Genomic DNA, 14,399 nt, shown 5'->3' on the forward strand with positions numbered 1-14,399 from the left:
CGAGCGTTCGCTTGTTTGTCCGTTAAAATATCGCTTCTTTTGAATCCGCCCCTTGGGCGGGTGCTTCATTGTAAAGGAAAGAATATGCCATCGTTTGACGTAGTATCCGAAGCGGACATGATCGAGGTGCGCAACGCCGTCGACCAGAGCAACAAGGAAATCTCCACCCGTTTCGACTTCAAAGGCAGCGATGCGCGCGTAGAACAAAAAGAAAACGACCTGACGGCATTCGCCGATTCGGAGTTCCAGCTTAGCCAGGTCCGCGACGTGCTGACCAACAAGCTGGCCAAACGCAAGGTCGACGTGCGCTTCCTCGACGAAGGCAAAGTAGAGAAGATTGGTGGGGACAAAGTCAAGCAGGTCATCAAGGTGAAGAACGGTCTCGATTCCGAGACCGCCAAGAAGATCACCAAGGTAATCAAGGAAAGCAAGATGAAGGTCCAGGCCAGCATCCAGGGCGAGTCCGTGCGCGTAACTGGCGCCAAACGCGACGACCTGCAGGCTGCAATGCAGCTGCTGCGCAAGGACGTGCCGGACACGCCACTGGAATTCAATAATTTCCGCGATTGATCGAAGGACTGTAATGAAACGTGTTGACGATTTCCGCCTCAAACTTGGCGACAAAGAGTATGTGCCAATCATGATCGGCGGGATGGGCGTGGATATTTCCACGACCGAACTGGCGCTGGAAGCAGCGCGCCTTGGCGGCATCGGCCATATTTCCGATGCGATGGTGGAGGATGTTTCGGACCGCAAGTTCGACACCACCTTCGTCAAGGACAAGACCCGCCTGTACAAGCACAACATCAATAATATGGACAAGTCCGAGGTGCAGTTCGACCTGGGACGCCTGGCCGAAGCCCAGCGCCGCCATATCGGCGACACCATGCAGCGCAAGGAAGGCCCCGGCCTGATCTTCGTGAACTGCATGGAAAAGCTGACCATGAACGGCCCGAAGGAAACCCTGCGCACGCGCCTGAACGCGGCGCTGGATGCGGGCATCGACGGTATCACCCTGTCGGCCGGCCTGCACTTCGGCTCCTTCGCCCTGATGGCCGACCACCCGCGCTTCCGTGAAGCGAAGCTGGGCATCATCGTGTCGTCCGTGCGTGCCCTGCAGATCTTCCTGCGCAAGAACCAGAAGCTGAACCGCCTGCCCGACTACGTGATCGTGGAAGGCCCGCTGGCCGGCGGCCACCTGGGTTTTGGCCTGGAAGACTGGAAGGACTTCGACCTGCACCAGATCGTGCAGGAGATCCTGGACTACATGAAGGGGGAAAACCTGGACGTGCCGGTGATTGCCGCAGGCGGCGTGTTCACCGGCAGCGATGCCGTGTCCTTCCTCGAGATGGGGGCGGCTGGCGTACAGGTGGCAACCCGCTTTACCGTGACCCGGGAATGCGGCCTGCCTGAAGACGTGAAGCAGGAATACTTCAAGGCCAGCGAAGAAGACATCATCGTCAACGGCGTGTCGCCGACCGGCTATCCGATGCGCATGCTGAAGAACACCCCTGCTATCGGCGCCGGCATCCGTCCCGGCTGCGAATCCTACGGCTACCTGCTCGATGCAAGCGGCAACTGCGCCTACATCAATTCGTACAACCGCGAAGTGGTGGCCAACGGCGGCAGCGACAAGGGCATCAAGGTGATGGACAAGACCTGCCTGTGCACCCATATGCGCAACTTCAACTGCTGGACGTGCGGCCACTACACCTACCGCCTGAAGGACACCTCTTTCAAGAAGCCGGATGGTTCCTACCAGGTCCTGACCGCGGAACACGTGTTCAAGGACTACCAGTTCTCGACCGATAATTCTATAGCTTTACCTGAAAAAGACTTCTAATTCGCTTGCGGGAAAATGTCCACTTTGGGGCGCTCCGGCGACCCAAAGTGGACATTTTCCCGAATTAGCCTTCTTTGTTGATGCGCACGATCAAGGCGCCCAGCACGTCCTCCGCCATTTCGTTTTCAACCTGGCAAGTCCCGGCATTCTCATGCCCGCCCCCGCCGTACTCCAGCATCAACGCGCCGATATTGGTTTTCGATGTCCGGTTGAGGATTGATTTTCCCGTGGCGAATACCGTATTCTGGTTCTTCAGCCCCCACAGTACGTGGATCGAGATATTCTGCTCAGGATACAGTGCATAAATGACGAAGCGGTTACCCGCGTAAATCGTCTCTTCATTGCGCAGGTCCAGCACCACCAGGTTCTTATGCACCGTAGCGCAGCGGCGGATCTGCTCCTTGCATTTTTCCGCGTGCTCGAAATACAGGTCGCTGCGCTCCTTCACATCCGGCAGCGCCATGATTTCGCTGATCGAATGCGAACGGCAGTAATCGATCAGGTCCATCATCAGGTTGTAGTTCGATATGCGGAAATCGCGGAAGCGGCCCAGTCCCGTGCGTGCATCCATCAGGAAATTCAACAGGTCCCAGCCCTGCGGGTTCAGCACCTCATCGCGGTTGAACTGGGCCGAATCCCCCTTGTCCACCGCAATCATCATGTCGTTCCAGGCAGAAGGGAATTTGTTGCCGCCGCCGTAGTAATCGTAGACCACGCGCGCGGCCGACGGTGCACTGGGATCGATGACGTGATTCTGCCGCTCGCCCGTATTGCGGATGGTCTCGGACAGGTGGTGGTCGAACGCCAGGTGGGCGCCCGAGACGTAAGGGAGGTTGGTGGTGATGTCGCGGCTGGTGATCGCGATCTTCCCATCCTGCATATCCTTGGGGTGCACGAACAGGATCTCGTCGATCAGGTCCAGGTGCTTCAGCAGCACCGCGCACACCAGGCCATCAAAATCACTGCGGGTAACAAGGCGGAACTTCATGGAAGGCACCCCTATCGCTGATGAATTGGAAACCAATATTACCGTGATCTTTCAAAGCCTGTCGAGCCGGCCCGCAAAGTCGTCTGCACGCATTTGACCAATCACATAGTCAACGAAGGCGCGCGTCTTGGCCGGCAACAGTTTTTTGCTGGAATAGTAGATCGAGAGCGCCCCCACTTCCGCATGCCAGTCGGGCAGCAGCCGCACCAGCTGGCCCGACTCCAGCAGTGGCGCCGCATGCGGGCCAGGCAACAAGGCCACACCCAGCCCCATGCAGGCCGCCTGCGCCATCGCTTCCGGATCGTCGAAGGTGGCAACCGCCCGGAATTCGGCCACGGCCTCCTCGCCGCCGGCATTGCGCAGCAGGTAGTCGCGCAGGCGCCCGGTTTCGGCGGAGCGGCGCGCAATGCCCTCCCAGCCCGCCAGCTCGGATGGATGGCTGGGCAGCTTGCGACCGGCTAGGCAGGAAGGGGCGGCCGTGACCAGGATGCGCGGCCGCCCCAATTCGCGCGCCACCACGCCCGGCGCCAACTCGATGCCGCCACCGATGGCGACGTCGTAGCCCTCGCCGATCAGGTCCACCGTGCGGTTGTCAAAGCGCCAGTCGTGCTGCACGCCGGGGTAGCGCTGCAGGAAGCCTTTCAGCAGCGGCAGGATGTACATGCGTCCCACCCCGTGCGCCACCGCCACTTTGAGGGTGCCTGCCGGTTCCCCCGCGTCCTGCGCCGCGCCGGCCATGGCGCCCTGCAGCTCCGCCAGCGGACCGCGCACCTGCTGCAGCAAGCGTTCGCCGGCCTCGGTCAACGCCAGCCGGCGGGTGCTGCGCTGGAACAGGCGCACGCCCAGCCGCGCTTCCAGCCGCGCCACGTTCTTGCTGACCGCTGCCGGGGTCAGTCCCAGGCGGCGCGCGGCCTCGGAAAAGCCCGCGCATTCGGCGCTCTGCAGGAAGGATTCGAGCAGGTTCAGTGGCTGCATTTGATATATTTGGTTGAAAGTGATACTCAATATTACCAGCTAGTCGAGATGCAATGCCGCGCCCATACTAGCTCCATCCCAACCAGATCAGGAGCAAATCATGAGCAAAATCGCTTTCGTCACCGGTGGTTCCCGCGGCATCGGCGCCGCCATCGTACGCCGCCTGGCCAAAGACGGTGCAACCGTCGCCTTCACCTATCAAAGCTCGGGCGCTGCGGCCGATGCGCTGGCCAGCGAAATCGGCGCTGCCGGCGGCAAGGCCATCGCGCTGAAAGTCGACGCCACGGACGCTGCCGCCACCCGCGCTGCCATCGACGATATCGCCAAGCGCTTCGGCCGCCTCGATATCCTCGTCAACAACGCCGGTGTGCTGCATTTGGGCGATGTGTCCGAGCTGACCATGGAAGATTTCGACCATACCATCGCCGTCAATGTGCGCGCCGTGTTCGCCGCCACGCAGGCAGCGGTGGCGCACATGAGGGAAGGCGGGCGCGTGATCAATATCGGCAGCACCAATGCCGAACGCATGCCCTTCCCCGGCGGTTCGATTTATGCGATGAGCAAATCGGCCCTGACCGGCCTGGTGCAAGGACTGGCGCGCGACCTCGGAGCGCGCGGCATCACCGTCAATAACGTGCAGCCAGGCCCGGTGGATACCGACATGAACCCGGCGCACAGCGACTTTGCCAAGGCGCTGCACGACCTGATGCCGATCAAGCGCCACGCGCGCGGCGAGGAGATTGCCGGCATGGTGGCTTACCTGGCCAGCGAAGATGCGGGCTACGTGACCGGCGCCGGCCTTAATATCGATGGCGGGTTCGCTGCCTGACCTTCCGGGTAAAGCCGTGCCAGCACGTGCGCCGTGATCGCGGTGAGCACCGCGCTGGCAGGCGCCAGGTCGCGCTCTTCCTGCTCGCGCAGGGTCTTCCACAGGGCGCTGACCTGCGCCTCATGCAGCGCCACGGCCTGCTCCACTTCCTCCTGCCAGAATGCAGGGGCTTCGCCCTCGACAAAATTACCGCGGCCGCGGCCGAAATGCGCGACGGCGAGATAACGCAGCACACCCGACACCAGCAGCGTACGCAGGAAATCGTCGGACAGCGACATGGTCGGCACCTCGCGCTCCATACCGACGTTGAAGCCCCAGGCTGCACCGGCGAAGGTCAGTGCGCCGATTACTCCGCCCAGCAATGCCCCGGTGCCCAGCGTCAGGCCGCCGGCAGCCAGGTCGGCCGAGAAACCGGTGGCGGCGCCGGAAACAATGGCGCCCAGCAGCGCGGCCTGCCCCTTGTCGACCGGCGCCAGCACCACGAAGTTGTTGCTGACCCGCGCATTGATCTTCGGCGCCTCGCTCGGGTCAAGCTTATGCAGCGCCAGCAGGTTGACGGTCGCCTGGCCGATGGCCAGGTTAAGCCGCGCCACCAGCGTGTTCATGGCGCGGTCCTGGCGCTTGCGGTCCTCGCCTTTGCCAATGCCGATGATCTTCAGCGCCGATGCGATGACGCCGCGCTCCACAGTTTCCACGATCTGCTTGTCGTGCGAGGCATCCGCCAGCTGGTGCGCGATGACCGCCATCGACTGCTTGAAGCGGCGCGCATTAGTGTCTTCCCACACGGAGAACAGGCGTTGGTAGCCTTGCTGTTTTTCCGGTCCGACCAGCGCGCCCAGCGCATCGTAAAACACGCGCTCATGCACCCAGCACCGGGCAAAAGCATCCAGCGGCAACACCTCGCGCACCTGGCCGAATTGCAGCATGAAGTCCTTCCAGCGCAGCAGCTCGGCCTGTTCTTCCGGCAACGGCCGTGGAGGCCCCATCTGGTTCAGCAGCACCAGCACCGGCTTGCCCAGCCAGTCAAGGATGCGCATTTCGGCCGGAATATAGCCGGCATCGCCCGGGTTTTCGGTCGAGTTGACGAGGTACAGCACGACGTCCGCCTCGTCGCGCGCGGTGCGCACGGCTTGCTGGCTAAGCCAGAATGGGCGGTCGCGGTAACGGTCCACCACTTCGCGCAGGAACCAGCCGATCGGGTTGCCGGTCAGCGCCAGGCGCTTCATCAGGCGCAAGGAGTCGCCAAACCCCGGCGTATCCCACAGCAGCAGGCGGTCGCCGCTTTGGCTGGTCATCAGTGCATGCGACTCCGCGAACGTCGTGACATGGGCCGCATCGCGCACTTGCCCAACATCGGTGCCCAGCAGCGTGCGCGCCAGCGTGGTCTTGCCGTTGTTGGTGTGGGAAACCAGCGCAAGCTGGATGGTGACGGGCGCGCCGCTCATGCCGCATTCCCGCTGGCGGCCGCCGGCGCCAGCAAATCGACCACCATCGGTTCGGCGCCGTGCAGGATGCAGAATTCACGCCAGAGTTCGATGCGCTCGCCCAGGCGGGTGGCGTCCATGCGCGCCGCCAGGGCGGACTGGTCAAGCAAGGCAATGAGCTTGCGCCCGTGCCCCACTGCCGCCAGGAAGACGCCGTGGTTTTCCTGCTCCGGCGTGGCAGCAATGCCGAACAAAACCGCATTGGTCACGCCGTTGCCGGCTTCCAGCGCCGGCGCTTCGCTGCCGTATGCTGCCGGCGGCAGCAGCCGCACGCGGGCCTGTTCGCCCAACAGCCCTTGCGCCACCGTGTCCAGGCCCCTGCTGCGCGCTTCGTCCACCGTCAGGCTGTACGGCAGCACGCGCAGCAGGCCCGGCTCGCCGCCGGCCGCCACCGATAGCTGGTGGTAGTAAGCCTGCTCCAGGTCGAGCGGGAAGTGCCGGCGCAGCCAGATGGCGCGCACTGCGGCAACGCTGCCCAGCACAAGGCGCGGCAGCACCACATACAACAACAGGCTCGCCGCGTACAGGTGCACCCAGCGCGCGCCGTTGCCAAGGCGCGATTCCCCCCAGTTCTGCAAGCCCATCACCTCGTCCAGGGTGAAGCCTTCCAGCCCGAAGATATACTCGACAGGAGCGAACAGCACGGACAACACGCGATACACAGGCCATGGGCTGAGGAATGTGCTTTCCCAGCCCGTGGCATAGCGCTCGACGATGCCGCGCGCATACAGCGACAGCACGGCACCAACGGCAAAGGCCGCAGCCGACCAGTGCAGGATGCGCGCAATGCGGGCCTGGTTCAGGCGGGCGCCCACGCGCGCCCAGTCCACCATGAATTGCAGTACGCCGCCCGCCAATGCGTGCGGCAGGCGGCGCGGGACATGGCCGCCGCCCAGCGCCATGCGGTTGGCCAGTCCGCGCCGCAAGCCGGCACGGCGCGCCGGCAGCAGCGCCCACACGATGAGCAGCAGGTAGGCCAGCATGTTCCAGGCGATAATGCCCAGCAGGGGCATCGACAGCAAATCGACGCGATGCGGATCGCCGAAACGTTCCGCCATGGCGCCAACCAGCAGCGCCGCAACAGGCAGCAGCCAGCTTGCGCCCCACATGCCGCTGTGGCCCTGCGTGACGGAAGCGAACATTTTGTGGCGCGCGGCCAGCCGCTTGAGCAATTGTTCGGCGCGGTGGAAAAGGAAGTCCGGCAGGGACGACGCCGAACGCTGTTCGGCCGCTTGCCAGTGCGCCAGCTCGCGCGCGGTGCGGCTGGCAAATTTGCGGTCATCGTCGGTCAGCACTTCCTTGTGCTGGTCGGCCTCTTCGATCGCCTTGACCAGCATGATGGCGCGGGCGGTCTTTTCGTTCATCAGCCCTCCAGGCAGGCGCCTGCCTTGCCGCCCTGTAGCGAAACTGGCTGTCCCGGCCGTTCGACCTGGTAGTACAGGCTGATGATGCGCCAGCCGTCGTCGGCACGGTACAGCTGAATACTGTTGACGCCTGTGAAATCCGCTTTCGGTGCGGCGCGCTCATGGCGCGATTCGACCACGCTGTAGACGGTTGTGAAGCGATCATACTGGCGCACTTCGCGCGCCACTTCGCACTCATGGAATCCTTTGTCGCCGGCACGCCCGATGCCTGCTGCAAAATCGGTGCCGCGCGCAACTGACAGCGCCGCAGCGCCATCGCGGTAACGGGCGCCGTACACCATGGCGTCCGGGTGGAGCATGGCACGCAGCGCAGCTTCATCGCCGGCCTGGCCGGCATCATGGCTAAGTGAGCGCCAAAGGGCGGCAACCGCCTGTTCCGGCGTGGCCGGCGCGCCCATTAAGGCCACAGCAATAATGATTGCATTCATGCACCGAGTGTACCATCACTCATCCCTGCGATATACACGAACGTAGTCAACTTGCATCAGTTGCGGGAAGGCACTACTTGCATCCGGGTAGCCTGGCCAATAGCCGCCCACGGCCAGGTTAAGCAGCACGAAGAAAGGATGCTCGAACACCCATTCGCCCTTCACCGATTGCGGCCGCGCAGTGTGGTAGTGCAGCCCATCGCGGTACCAGCGGATTTCGCCGGGTTCCCATTCCACCGCGAAGACGTGGAAGCTGTCGGCATAGCTCTGCCCCCCTGCCAGCGGCGCTGGCGCGCCAAAGCCCTTTTCACCAGAGTAGCCGGGGCCGTGCAGCGTGCCGTGGACGATGCCGGGCTCCTTGCCGATGTTTTCCATGATGTCGATCTCGCCGCTGCGCGGCCAGCCCGCCTTGCCGATATCCGCACCCAGCATCCAGAAAGCCGGCCAGATGCCCTGCCCGCGAGGCAACTGGATGCGCGCCTCGAAACGCCCGTATTGCCTTTCCATCAGTCCCGCCGTCTTCAGCCGCGCCGAGGTGTATTGCTTGCCCCGGTAAGCCTCCTTGCGCGCCTCGATGACCAGCTTGCCGTCTTCCACGCGCAGGTTCTGCCTGCGCGCGGTATAGAACTGCATCTCATTGTTGCCGTAGCCATGGCCGGCGACTTCCGCCACCCATTTGCGCGTATCGAGTGCGTCTCCTTCGAATTCATCGGCCCAGTCCAGGACCCAGCCCGGCTTGGCCGCGCGCTGATGGCGCACGATGTTCAGGTAGGTGTCAGTCCAGTACTGGTCGCGGTGCGCATCCAGGAACTGCAGCAGTTCTTCATGCGCTTCCTTGCTGGTGGCGAGATAGTCGCCGCCGACGCCATGGAACACCAGGTTCACCACGCCACCGTGCGCGCCCTGCTCTCTCACCAGCGCGATGAGCTGGGCGCCGCTCAAGCCCACCGGCGCCGCGCCCGCCGGGCGCAATGCCACGAACTCGTCGCGGATCGCCGGCCAGTAGGACTTTCCGGCCGCTTGCTGCTCAAAGCAAGGGGCATTGAAGGTGCGTTCGTGCCTGCCGTCGATCGCCTGCAGCATTGTGTTCGCTACCCGCACCTGGTCCAGCATGTGCGCGACGCTGGTGGTGTCAAGGTCACGGTGCGCCTCAATCCATTCGTGGCCCGGCGCGCTGCCGGAGCACTGATGGAACAAAGTGTGGTTGCCCAGCTCGTGCCCGCGTAGTGCCGCCCTGCGCCACCCGTCCATGCGCAGGCGTACCGGCGGATTGGCCAGTGCCAGGTAGAACGTGGCTTTCAGGCCATGGCGCTCCAGTGCCGGCAGCGCATGGTCGAGCTGCGAAGCGAGCGCGTCGTCGTACGCCAGGCTGACCGCCGCATGGGCTCCGTTCGGCCAGGTTTCCACTGCCTGTGCGCCCTGCAGGCCCAGCAATACGACAAGAATTGCCCTCAGCATTATTTATCCCCAGCAAGTGGAAACGTTCCCAATTTTGTTGCGAATATAGCAGGGTAAAGCTGTTGACTTCAAAATTTGAACGGTGCTATATTGCGCAGACCAGAATGGAAACGTTTCCAGTTTGATGACGGAAACCCCACACTTCCTGCCGATTCCCGGCGTATTTTATTGACAATCGTTTTTGCTGCCCCTAGTATTTTCAAGCGATACATGGAAACGTTTCCATGCTGGTTGGGGAGGCGGCCAGACTATAAGAACCAAGGAGACCAAATGCACTATCCAAAGGCGAAGCAGACATTGATGAGCCTTGCAGTTGCCACCGCCTGCGCGGCGCTCACCGCACCGGCGCAGGCGCAAGCGTCGGAGCAGGCAGGCGTTGCGCCCGCCCCGTCCAATACCGGCGACGTCGCGACCGTGGTTGTGACCGGCCTGCGTGCCAGCCTGGGTTCTTCGATGAACCTGAAACGCAATGCCGACGGTATCGTAGACGGCATCGTGGCAGCCGACATCGGCAAATTCCCCGACACCAACCTCGCCGAATCGCTACAGCGCATCAGCGGCGTGTCGATCGACCGCTCCATTGGCGAAGGCTCCAAGATCACGGTGCGCGGTGTCGGCCCCGACTTCAACCTGGTGCTGCTGAATGGCCGCCAGATGCCGGCCTCCAACCTGGGCGACCTGAATGGCCGCGCCTTCGACTTCGCCAACCTTGCTTCGGAAGCGATTTCGCAGATCCAGGTCTACAAGACCGGCCGCGCAGAAACCCCGACCGGCGGCATCGGCGCCACCGTCAACGTGCTGACCGCGCGGCCGCTGGACCGCCCCGGCATGGTGGCCAGCGTTGGCGCCAAGGCAGTGCATGACACATCCCACAACAACCTGCCCGGCGATGTGAAACGAGGCAGTGCCACCACGCCCGAAATTTCGGGCATCTACAGCAATACCTTCGACGACAACCGCTTTGGCGTGGCGTTGAGTGCCAGCTACCAGGAGCGCAACCTGGGCTTCAACCAGGCTTCCGTGGCAAATGGCTGGCGCGGCCCCTTCCTCGGCAATGCGGGCCCGCTGCCGCAAACCGGCGCCACCAACCGCCCGAAAGACGGCGATATCTACTCGCTGCCGCAAAACCTGAACTACAACATGAACGGCGTGCAGCGCCAGCGCACCAATGGCCAGTTGACCCTGCAATGGGCGCCGGTCAGGGAACTCATTACCACGCTGGATTACACCTACTCCGAAAACAAGATCCAGACACGACGCCAGGACCTGTCCGCCTGGTTCAATTTCGGCCCGTCCAGTTCGACCTGGAGCAACGGCCCGGTCGCCGCCCCGCTGGTCTACACCGAACTGCTGCCCGCGGCAAACAGCGATATCGCCATGGGCGGCGCCGACTTTGCCACCAAGACCCAAAACCAATCGCTCGGCTTCAATGGCGCCTGGAAGACCGACGGCCTGAAACTGGAACTGGACGTACATAAATCCAGCGCCGTATCCAAGGCGGACAGCCCGTTCGGCTCGAGCAACGTGATCGGCACCGCAAGTTTCAGCCGCGGCGACACCACGGTCGACTTCCGCAATGATTTCCCGGTATTGAGCATCCAGGGAGCGGATTTCACCAAGGCCCCGCAGCAGGTAACCGGTTCCGTATTCCAGAACGGCTATATGAAAGGCGAGATCGAACAGGCCCAGTTCAAGGGCAGCCTGAAGCTGCTGGAAGCATCGAACCTGAACTTCGGCGTGGGCGCGATCGAAGTGAAAAACCGCTCCGCCATGTCGACCCAGCAGCGCGATTCCTGGGGCGGCGCGTCAACCGCATCCGACTACCCGGCCAGCCTGTTCCACCAGGAGTCGCTGCGCCAGTACTACGACAAGATAAACGGCAGCGGCAACCCTGCCCTGTTCAACCAGTTCTACACCTTCAATTTCGCCGAACTGCGCGCCCTGACTGCCAAGGTTACCGGCCTGCCGGAAATGTACATGCCGAAGAGTACCTTCGATACCGACCAGCGCACCCAGGAAAAATCGAAGAGCGCGTACCTGCAGTTCGGCACCGACTGGGATACCGCAATCCCGATGCACACCAATATCGGCGTGCGCTATGAAAAGACCGACGTCATGTCGACCGCGCTGGTGCCCGCCGCGACGGGGATCAGCTGGGTATCGGCCAACGAATTTCCGCTCAGCTTCGGGGCGCCGACTTTCACCACGCTCAATGGCAAATACAATCACTGGCTGCCTAGCGTGGACTGGGATGCCGACATCCGCCCGGACATGAAGCTGCGTGCAAGCTATGGCGAAACCATCGGCCGCCCGCGCTACGACCAGATCCAGGGCGGCACCACATTGGACCGCCTGGCGCGCGATTTCGGCGGCACAGGCAGCCAGGGCAACCCGCAACTTAAACCGGTCAAGTCGAAGAACCTGGACCTGTCGTGGGAGTGGTATTACGGCCAGCAGAGCTTCGCCTCGATTGGCCTGTTCCACAAGGACTTGAGCAACTATGCCGGCCAATCCAAGATCACGGCGACCCCGTTCAACCTGCATACGCCGGTTGGCGGCGCGCTTTGGAATGAAGCTGTCCAGCAAGGCAGTTGCGGCAGCGACCGTGTCTGCATCCGCAACTACATCTTCCGCAACCACCCGACCGCTCCAGGCGTGACGCGCGGCCCGGACGACGCCAGCGGCAATGCGACCGGTACCATCGTCGGCCAACCGAACGATCCGGTCATGTCGTTCGAGATCAACTCCTTCGCCAACCAGAAGAATGAGAAGCTGAAGGGCGCCGAGATCAATGTGCAGCATATGTTCGGCAATTCGGGCTTCGGGCTTTCGGCCAACTACACCTGGGTGGACTCAGGGCTGAAGTACGACAACTTCAAGATCGGAGAGCAGTTTGCGCTGGTAGGCTTGAGCAACTCAGCCAACCTGGTGGGCATCTACGAAGACAAGAACTGGTCGATCCGTGCGGCCTACAACTGGCGCGACAAATTCCTGTCTTCGACCTTCGATGGTGCGGGACCCAACCCGAACTACACGGAAGCTTACGGCCAGCTCGACCTGAGCATCGGCTACGCTTTCAACGAGAAACTTAGCGTGCAGTTTGAAGCGATCAACGTGACCAACGAAATCCAGCGAGTGCACGGCCGCGCTGAATCGATGGCGCTCTTCGTGACGCAATCCGGGCCGCGCTACATGCTCGGGGCCCGCTACAAGTTCTGACGACAAGCCGCGCTTCGGTCTGCCCACCATATAAGGATCACCATGGCAAAACCTGTCCTGCTCAATAATGTCGACCACAAGGACTTGCACGTGCAGACCGGGCGCGGCGCCCATTTCGGGGACAACGTCATGTCCGCCCTCACCTTTCCGTCCGAATTCCGCGACGTGCAAGCCTGTTACCCGATCGTATTCCGCCAGGCGGGTGGCGGCTTTGAAGCACATGCGCTGTTCGGCTTCCAGGAAGGCGAAAACCTGTTCCTCGACTTGCACGGCTGGGAGGCGCCTTACGTGCCGTTGGCGATTGAGCGCCAGCCCTTCCTGATCGGAGTGAGCGGCGATGAGCTGACGGTGCATGTGGACCTGGAGAACCCGCGTATCAACAATGCCTGCGGCGAGCGCGTATTCCTGCCACACGGCGGAACTTCCGACTACCTGGAACGCGTCAATTCCACCCTGCTGGCCATCCACCAGGGACTGCAACAGGCGCGAGGCTTCCTGGCGGGGTTACTGGAACACCAGCTGCTGGAACCATTCGTATTTGACGTGGAACTCGATGACGGGTCGCAGAACCGCCTGGCAGGCTTCTACACCATCAACGAAGAACGCCTTGCCGCGCTGCCTGGCAGCGCGCTGGAACGGTTGAACCGTGCCGGCTACCTGCTTTCCGCCTACATGGTCATCGCCTCCATGTCCAATTTCCGCGCGCTGATCGACCGCAAGAACCGCCTCCATGCCGGCCAGTGCTAAGCCGATCAGGGAGCTGCGCGGCATCTCCCCATCCGACCTTGACGATGAGGTACTGGCTTCCACCGAACCGCTGGTGCTGCGCGGGCTGATGGCAGGCTGGCCGGCGGTGCAGGCAGGCCGCCACGGCGCTGCCAGCGCCGACGCATACCTGCGCCGTTTCTGCCGCGACGCCACCGTGACCGCCATGCTTGCCGCCCCGGACATCGGCGGGCGCATCTTCTACAACGAGGACCTGAGCGGCTTCAATTTCGCCTCGTTGCACACGCGCCTGGACCACGTCCTGATGCAACTGGCCGGCCAGCGCGACAATCCGCATCCTCCCACCATCTACGTCGGCTCCACGACTATAGAAACGGCCCTGCCGGGCTACCTTGAGGAAAATCCCCTTGGCCTGGACGCGCGCGACGCGCTCGCAAGCATCTGGATCGGCAACCGGACCCGCATCCCGGCCCACTACGACCTGCCCGACAACCTGGCCTGCGTGACTGCCGGCAGACGCAGGTTCACGCTGTTCCCGCCAGGCCAATTGGCGAACCTGTACGTCGGCCCACTGGACTTCACGCCGGCCGGCCAGCCAATCAGCCTGGTCGACTTGCACCAGCCGGACCTCGAACGCTTCCCCCGCTTCAGCGAAGCAATGCGCCATGCGCAATGCGCCGAACTGGAGCCAGGTGATGCCATCTTCATCCCCAGCATGTGGTGGCACCATGTCGAAGCGCTGGAGTGCTTCAATGTGCTGGTCAATTACTGGTGGCGCCAGTCGCCGCCTTACATGGACACGCCCGTCAATGCGCTCATGCTGTCGCTGCTCTCGATCCGCGACTTGCCGCCAGAACAGCGCAGCGCATGGCAGGAGATCTTCCGTCATTACGTATTCGAGGCCGATGAACGAACGGCAGCCCACGTTCCGGAGGGCGCCCGGCGTATGCTCGGCCCGATCGACGACAACGCAGCTCGCATGCTGCGCGCCCAGCTGCTCAAGAAAATCAACCGATAAGCGGAGA

12 protein-coding genes are annotated in these 14,399 nt (G+C 62.6%); 6 read left to right on the forward strand and 6 right to left on the reverse strand.

Annotation, left to right across the window (positions count from 1 at the left end; translation table 11 throughout):
• The first annotated feature begins 84 nt into the window (after positions 1-84).
• The gene (locus tag ASD07_RS22315; RefSeq protein WP_055935325.1) at positions 85-570 is read left to right on the forward strand and encodes a YajQ family cyclic di-GMP-binding protein; all 486 of its coding nucleotides are present in this window, start codon (positions 85-87) and stop codon (positions 568-570) included.
• Between the two features lie 13 nt (positions 571-583).
• Complete coding sequence (locus ASD07_RS22320; RefSeq protein ID WP_055935326.1) at positions 584-1,843, forward strand: nitronate monooxygenase; 1,260 nt, start codon at positions 584-586, stop codon at positions 1,841-1,843.
• A 64-nt stretch (positions 1,844-1,907) separates the two neighbouring features.
• On the opposite strand, the gene ASD07_RS22325 is transcribed toward ASD07_RS22320, so the two are convergent.
• Together ASD07_RS22325 and ASD07_RS22330 are read right to left on the reverse strand one after the other, a co-directional pair.
• Positions 1,908-2,831: a hypothetical protein gene (locus ASD07_RS22325; protein ID WP_055935328.1), complete on the reverse strand. Its 924-nt coding sequence runs from the start codon at positions 2,829-2,831 to the stop codon at positions 1,908-1,910.
• 51 nt (positions 2,832-2,882) lie between these two features.
• Positions 2,883-3,806, reverse strand: coding sequence for a LysR family transcriptional regulator (locus ASD07_RS22330; RefSeq protein ID WP_055935330.1), 924 nt, complete (start codon positions 3,804-3,806; stop codon positions 2,883-2,885).
• A 100-nt stretch (positions 3,807-3,906) separates the two neighbouring features.
• Here ASD07_RS22330 and ASD07_RS22335 point away from each other — a divergent pair, with 100 nt between their 5' ends.
• On the forward strand, positions 3,907-4,635 hold the full coding sequence (locus ASD07_RS22335) for an SDR family oxidoreductase (RefSeq protein WP_055935333.1): 729 nt from the start codon (positions 3,907-3,909) through the stop codon (positions 4,633-4,635).
• Here the strand turns inward: ASD07_RS22335 and ASD07_RS22340 are convergent.
• Genes ASD07_RS22340 through ASD07_RS31085 form a run of 4 tightly spaced genes read right to left on the reverse strand, consistent with a single transcriptional unit; the run spans position 4,587 to position 9,429 of the window.
• Positions 4,587-6,080: a DUF3482 domain-containing protein gene (locus tag ASD07_RS22340; RefSeq protein WP_055935336.1), complete on the reverse strand. Its 1,494-nt coding sequence runs from the start codon at positions 6,078-6,080 to the stop codon at positions 4,587-4,589. The two genes, ASD07_RS22335 and ASD07_RS22340, sit on opposite strands and share 49 nt — an antisense overlap.
• Complete coding sequence (locus ASD07_RS22345; RefSeq protein ID WP_055935338.1) at positions 6,077-7,483, reverse strand: DUF2868 domain-containing protein; 1,407 nt, start codon at positions 7,481-7,483, stop codon at positions 6,077-6,079. The genes ASD07_RS22340 and ASD07_RS22345 overlap by 4 nt, the downstream gene beginning before the upstream one ends.
• Positions 7,483-7,971 (reverse strand): hypothetical protein, encoded by a 489-nt coding sequence (locus ASD07_RS22350; RefSeq protein ID WP_055935340.1) that lies wholly within the window; start codon positions 7,969-7,971, stop codon positions 7,483-7,485. The genes ASD07_RS22345 and ASD07_RS22350 overlap by 1 nt, the downstream gene beginning before the upstream one ends.
• A 15-nt stretch (positions 7,972-7,986) precedes the next feature.
• Entirely contained in the window at positions 7,987-9,429 is a 1,443-nt protein-coding gene (locus ASD07_RS31085) for a family 16 glycosylhydrolase (protein ID WP_156398139.1), read from the reverse strand.
• A 300-nt stretch (positions 9,430-9,729) separates the two neighbouring features.
• Between ASD07_RS31085 and ASD07_RS22360 the strand changes: the two genes are divergently transcribed.
• The 3 genes from ASD07_RS22360 to ASD07_RS22370 are packed head-to-tail and all read left to right on the forward strand — an operon-like array spanning position 9,730 to position 14,392.
• On the forward strand, positions 9,730-12,648 hold the full coding sequence (locus ASD07_RS22360) for a TonB-dependent receptor (protein WP_055935415.1): 2,919 nt from the start codon (positions 9,730-9,732) through the stop codon (positions 12,646-12,648).
• 42 nt (positions 12,649-12,690) lie between these two features.
• Complete coding sequence (locus ASD07_RS22365) at positions 12,691-13,395, forward strand: SapC family protein (RefSeq protein ID WP_055935342.1); 705 nt, start codon at positions 12,691-12,693, stop codon at positions 13,393-13,395.
• On the forward strand, positions 13,379-14,392 hold the full coding sequence (locus ASD07_RS22370; RefSeq protein WP_055935344.1) for a cupin-like domain-containing protein: 1,014 nt from the start codon (positions 13,379-13,381) through the stop codon (positions 14,390-14,392). Before ASD07_RS22365 ends, ASD07_RS22370 begins: the two co-directional genes overlap by 17 nt.
• Positions 14,393-14,399: the final 7 nt, after the last annotated feature.

The sequence above is a fragment of the Duganella sp. Root336D2 genome (assembly GCF_001425005.1).
Taxonomy (GTDB): domain Bacteria; phylum Pseudomonadota; class Gammaproteobacteria; order Burkholderiales; family Burkholderiaceae_D; genus Rugamonas.

What these genes read in the sequence shown, in the direction of transcription:
- ASD07_RS22330 (WP_055935330.1), bottom strand. Translation starts at nt 3,806, where the DNA reads ATGCAGCCACTGAACCTGCTCGAATCCTTCCTGCAGAGCGCCGAATGC.
- ASD07_RS22370 (WP_055935344.1), top strand. Translation starts at nt 13,379, where the DNA reads ATGCCGGCCAGTGCTAAGCCGATCAGGGAGCTGCGCGGCATCTCCCCA.
- ASD07_RS22350 (WP_055935340.1), bottom strand. Translation starts at nt 7,971, where the DNA reads ATGAATGCAATCATTATTGCTGTGGCCTTAATGGGCGCGCCGGCCACG.
- ASD07_RS22325 (WP_055935328.1), bottom strand. Translation starts at nt 2,831, where the DNA reads ATGAAGTTCCGCCTTGTTACCCGCAGTGATTTTGATGGCCTGGTGTGC.
- ASD07_RS22340 (WP_055935336.1), bottom strand. Translation starts at nt 6,080, where the DNA reads ATGAGCGGCGCGCCCGTCACCATCCAGCTTGCGCTGGTTTCCCACACC.
- ASD07_RS22365 (WP_055935342.1), top strand. Translation starts at nt 12,691, where the DNA reads ATGGCAAAACCTGTCCTGCTCAATAATGTCGACCACAAGGACTTGCAC.
- ASD07_RS22320 (WP_055935326.1), top strand. Translation starts at nt 584, where the DNA reads ATGAAACGTGTTGACGATTTCCGCCTCAAACTTGGCGACAAAGAGTAT.
- ASD07_RS22315 (WP_055935325.1), top strand. Translation starts at nt 85, where the DNA reads ATGCCATCGTTTGACGTAGTATCCGAAGCGGACATGATCGAGGTGCGC.
- ASD07_RS22335 (WP_055935333.1), top strand. Translation starts at nt 3,907, where the DNA reads ATGAGCAAAATCGCTTTCGTCACCGGTGGTTCCCGCGGCATCGGCGCC.
- ASD07_RS22345 (WP_055935338.1), bottom strand. Translation starts at nt 7,483, where the DNA reads ATGAACGAAAAGACCGCCCGCGCCATCATGCTGGTCAAGGCGATCGAA.
- ASD07_RS22360 (WP_055935415.1), top strand. Translation starts at nt 9,730, where the DNA reads ATGAGCCTTGCAGTTGCCACCGCCTGCGCGGCGCTCACCGCACCGGCG.
- ASD07_RS31085 (WP_156398139.1), bottom strand. Translation starts at nt 9,429, where the DNA reads ATGCTGAGGGCAATTCTTGTCGTATTGCTGGGCCTGCAGGGCGCACAG.